Here is a 4,058-nt window from a genome sequence, read left to right on the forward strand (position 1 = left end):
GGGGTTCCCCAGCCCCGCCACGAGGCGAATCTGCTTTGGCTGCGCTGCTGCCATGCTGCTCCTTCACAAACGGGCCGCGCGCCCATGAGGAGCGCGCGGCCCAGACTAACAAACTGCTGCTAAGACCACTCAGCCCTAGAGGTTGAAGCGGCCACCCACCATGCCGGAGACCGAGGTCTCGGTGAAGACGTGGTAGATGCACTCGGCAATCTCGTTGGCAACCGAGATGGTGTGGATCTTGCCGGTGAGGTTCTCGGCCGGCTGGGGCACCGAGTCGGTGACGACGCACTCGACGATGGGGGCGTCCTCGAGGCGCTCGACCGCGGGGCCGGAGAAGATGCCGTGGGTGGCGCACACGTGGATGTCGCCGGCGCCCAGGTTCTTGAGCTCGCGGATAGCGGCGCACAGGGTGCCCGCGGTGTCGATCATGTCGTCGTTGATGATGCAGGTCTTGCCCTTGATGTCACCAATGATGCCCATGACCTCGGCGGCGTTGTGGCGCGGACGGCCCTTGTGGGCAATGGCGAGGCTGCAGCCAAGCTGGTCGGACAGCTTCTTGCAGGCCTTGGCGCGACCCACGTCGGGCGAGACGACGACGGTGTTGTCCCAGTCGAAGTTCTTGTTCTTGAAGTACTCGCCAAACAGCGGTAGCGCCGTGAGGTGGTTGACCGGGACGTCGAAGAAGCCCTCGATCTGGCCCTGGTGCAGGTCGAGCGTAATCACGCGGTCGATGCCGGCGGTCTCGAGCAGGTTGGCGACGAGGCGCGCGGTGATGGGCTCGCGGGGGCCGGCCTTGCGGTCCTGGCGGGCGTAGGCGTAGTGGGGGATGACGGCGGTGACCGAACGGGCCGAGGCGCGGTGGGCGGCATCGGCCACGATGAGGGTCTCCATCATGAGGTCGTTGACGTTCTTGCCCACGATGGACTGGACGAAGAATACGTCGCAGCCGCGGACCGTCTCGTCAAAGCGGGCGTAGATCTCGCCGTTGGCGAACTGCTCGAGCACGAGGCCGTCGACCTCGACCCCCAGGATGCCGGCGATGTCGGCCGCGAGCTTGGGGTTGCTCGAGCCGGAGTAAATCCTCAGCCGCTTCTTAATCGGGACGAGTTGATCGAGGTCTTCGTACATCTGGTTGCCGCCCTTCCGTCGACTCTTTGCTGGTTGCGCGCGGTGCCGGGCCCAAAATGGGGGTTGGGCAGGCGGCGCCGTGGTCGCACGTCATCACATGGTACTTCATGAAGGTCGCCGCGAGCGCGTGCCCGCGGCGACTGGCTGGTTATTTCTGTGCGCGGAGCTTCTCGAAGTGGGCGGGAGCCCAGTCCTCGATGACCGTCTGGCGGGCGCGGCCCAGGGCCAGCGCGTCTGCCGGGACGGGCTCGGTGATGACCGAGCCGGCGGCCACGAGAGCGCCGTCGCCAATCTCGGCGGGGGCCACCATCATGGTGTCGGAGCCCACGAAGACGTTGTCGCCGATGACGCTCTTGTGCTTGTGCACGCCGTCATAGTTGCAGGTGATGGAGCCCGCGCCGATGTTGACGCCCTCGCCCATCGTGGTGTCGCCGATGTAGGAGAGGTGCGGCACCTTGCTGCCGCGGCCAATCGTGGACTTCTTGATCTCGACGTGAGTGCCTGCCTTGGAGTTGTCGAGCATGTGGGTGCCGGGGCGCAGGTAAGCGCGCGGGCCGCAGTCGACGCCGTTCTCGAGCACGGCGTCGATGGCGACCGTCTCGTCGATGACGCAGTCGTCGCCGGCGCTCGTGTTGGTAAGGCGCGTGTTGGGGCCAAGCTGGCAGTTCTCGCCCACGTGGCAGGTGCCGATGAGGTGGGTCTGCGGCCAGACGATGGTGTCGCGGCCAATGGTGCAGTCCGGGCCGATCCAGGCCTGCGCGGGGTCGATGAACGTGACGCCGGCGGCCATGAGCTGCTCGTTGATGCGGTCGCGGGCGATGGCCGTGAGCTGGGCGAGCTGCGCGCGCGAGTTGACGCCCAGGCCCTCGCGCCAGTCGTCGCAGCGGAAGGCGCGAACGGCGTGGCCGTGGGACTTGAGGATCTCGAGCATGTCGGGCAGGTAGTACTCGCCCTGGGCGTTGTCGCAGCCAACCTCGCCGATGTGGGCCGCGAGCGGCGCGCCGTCGAAGGCGTAGCAGCCGGCGTTGCACTCGGTGAGCGTGGCGGCCTGCTCGGGCGTGCAGTCCTTCTGCTCGATGTTGCGCTCGATGGTGCCGTCGGCGGCCAGTACGATGCGGCCGTAGCCAAACGGGTCGGGCGGCACGATGGTGAAGGCCGTGGCCGCGGCGTTGCCGCCGCTCACGGACTCGGCGAAGGCGGCGACGGTCTGGCCGGTCACGAGGGGCAGGTCGCCGTTGAGCACCACGACGGGGCCGTCGCTGATGCCGGTGGCCTCGAGGGCAACCTTGACGGCGTGGCCGGTGCCCAGGCGCTCGGCCTGCTCGACGCACTCGACCGTGGCCGTGGCGCCTGCGTAGGCCTCGTTCACGATGGCGCGGACCTCGTCTGCGTGGCTGCCCACGACGACGATGACGCGCGTGCAACCGCCGGCGATGGCGGCGTCTGCCACCCACGAGATCATGGGCTTGCCCAAGATCTCGTGGGAGACCTTGGCGTGGTTTGACTTCATGCGGGTGCCCTCGCCGGCGGCGAGGATGATGGCGGTGGCGTTTGCCATGGATGCCTCCGTTGGTGTGGTTTCACAACAGAAGGCCATGATAACTCAGGGATGTGGAGCGCCCGAGGGGTGGAGGAGGGCGAGGGCCCGCGGCGCTGGTACGCGGCGTGGTTCTCGGCCATGTGATGGAGGCAGGCACGCCCCCATTGTCATGGCAGCAAAAAGCCAGCGCATCGCTGGGGTACTAGGATTCGAACCTAGGTAACGGGAATCAAAATCCCGGGTCCTAACCACTGGACGATACCCCAGCGACGAGCTGGCGAAGGTAAGTGTAGCAGCTCGGCCCGCCTTTGGGCGAGCGCGAGGACTGGGACAGTTGCTCAGGCAGGTATTGTCCCACTACAGAAGGTAGCGCTCGACGAAGTCGGCGAGGCCGTCCTGCTCGTTGGTGAGGTCCAGCACGTAGTCGGCCGCCTCGCGGGCAACGGGCGTGGCGTTGCCCATCGCGATGCCCAGGCCCGCGGCGCGCAGCATCTCGACGTCGTTGCCCGAGTCGCCGATGACGCAGACGTTGTCGAGCGTGCAGCCCAAGCGCCGGGCGAGCAGGTCCAGGCCGCCCGCCTTGCTCACGCCCGGCACGTTGAACTCGACGTTGTTGGGGCCGCAGGCGTTGGCCGTGAGGTCAAGCTCGCGGCCAAGGGCCAGGAAGTCGTCGTCCGTCCAGGGGCTTGCGTAGCGCACGCCCACCTTGGTGACGCCCCAGCGATTGGCCTCGATGAGGGCGGGCACATCGCAGCGGGTGAGCGGCTCGCTCCAGCGCTCGGGGCCGCGCACGCGCACGTACTCCTCGCGGCTGATGCAGTCGCCCAGGCGCGTGCCGTAGGGGTCGTCGAGGCACAGGTAGATGACCACGCCGGGCTGCTTGAGCCGGCGGATGAGCTCCGCGGCCTTGGCGGGGCCGATGACCTCGTGGTTGAGGAAGGTGCCGTGCACAAGGTCGCACACGGCGGCGCCGCACGCGCACACGGTGTAGTGGAAGTCGTCCATGCCCAGAACGCTCTGGGTGAGCCGCTGCCAGGTGCGGCCGGTGGTGGGCACGGGCTCGATGCCATGGCCGAGCAGGGTGCGGACGGCTGCCTTGGTGCGCGGCGTCACGCTCTTGTCGTCCCTCAGGAAGGTCCCGTCGAGGTCGAAGCCAAAGATCTTGATGTCGGCGGCCTTGGCCGCGACCTCTTCTGCCGTCATGCCCATGCGTTGTGCCCCTTTCGTGTCGTTGCTCCCCATGATAGCGGCGGCGGGCGCGGGACGCGGGGCGGACGTCCGTGCCGCCCGCATGTGTTCGCCGTCCGCGACAACGCCGCTCACATCTGCTTACCGCCCGTGCCGACCGCATACGCTTGCCGCCCGCCGCCCGCAACGGCCCCCCCCGCAG

At 67.9% G+C, this 4,058-nt stretch carries 3 protein-coding genes and 1 tRNA gene; all 4 read right to left on the reverse strand.

Annotation, left to right across the window (positions count from 1 at the left end; genetic code table 11):
* Nucleotides 1-135: 135 nt before the first annotated feature.
* The 4 genes from AC1VTH_RS07050 to AC1VTH_RS07065 all read right to left on the reverse strand — a co-directional run bounded on the left by AC1VTH_RS07050 (nt 136) and on the right by AC1VTH_RS07065 (nt 3,871).
* Nucleotides 136-1,128 carry a ribose-phosphate diphosphokinase gene (locus AC1VTH_RS07050; RefSeq protein ID WP_481335443.1) on the reverse strand — a complete coding sequence of 331 codons (993 nt, stop codon included), beginning with the start codon at nt 1,126-1,128 and terminating at the stop codon, nt 136-138.
* 148 nt (nt 1,129-1,276) lie between these two features.
* Nucleotides 1,277-2,686, reverse strand: coding sequence for a bifunctional UDP-N-acetylglucosamine diphosphorylase/glucosamine-1-phosphate N-acetyltransferase GlmU (gene glmU / locus AC1VTH_RS07055; RefSeq protein ID WP_481335444.1), 1,410 nt, complete (start codon nt 2,684-2,686; stop codon nt 1,277-1,279).
* 176 nt (nt 2,687-2,862) lie between these two features.
* Nucleotides 2,863-2,934, reverse strand: a tRNA-Gln gene (locus tag AC1VTH_RS07060).
* 91 nt (nt 2,935-3,025) lie between these two features.
* Nucleotides 3,026-3,871, reverse strand: a complete 846-nt coding sequence (locus AC1VTH_RS07065; RefSeq protein WP_481335445.1) for an HAD family hydrolase — start codon at nt 3,869-3,871, stop codon at nt 3,026-3,028.
* Nucleotides 3,872-4,058: the final 187 nt, after the last annotated feature.

It is taken from the genome of Parolsenella sp. (genome assembly GCF_982402205.1).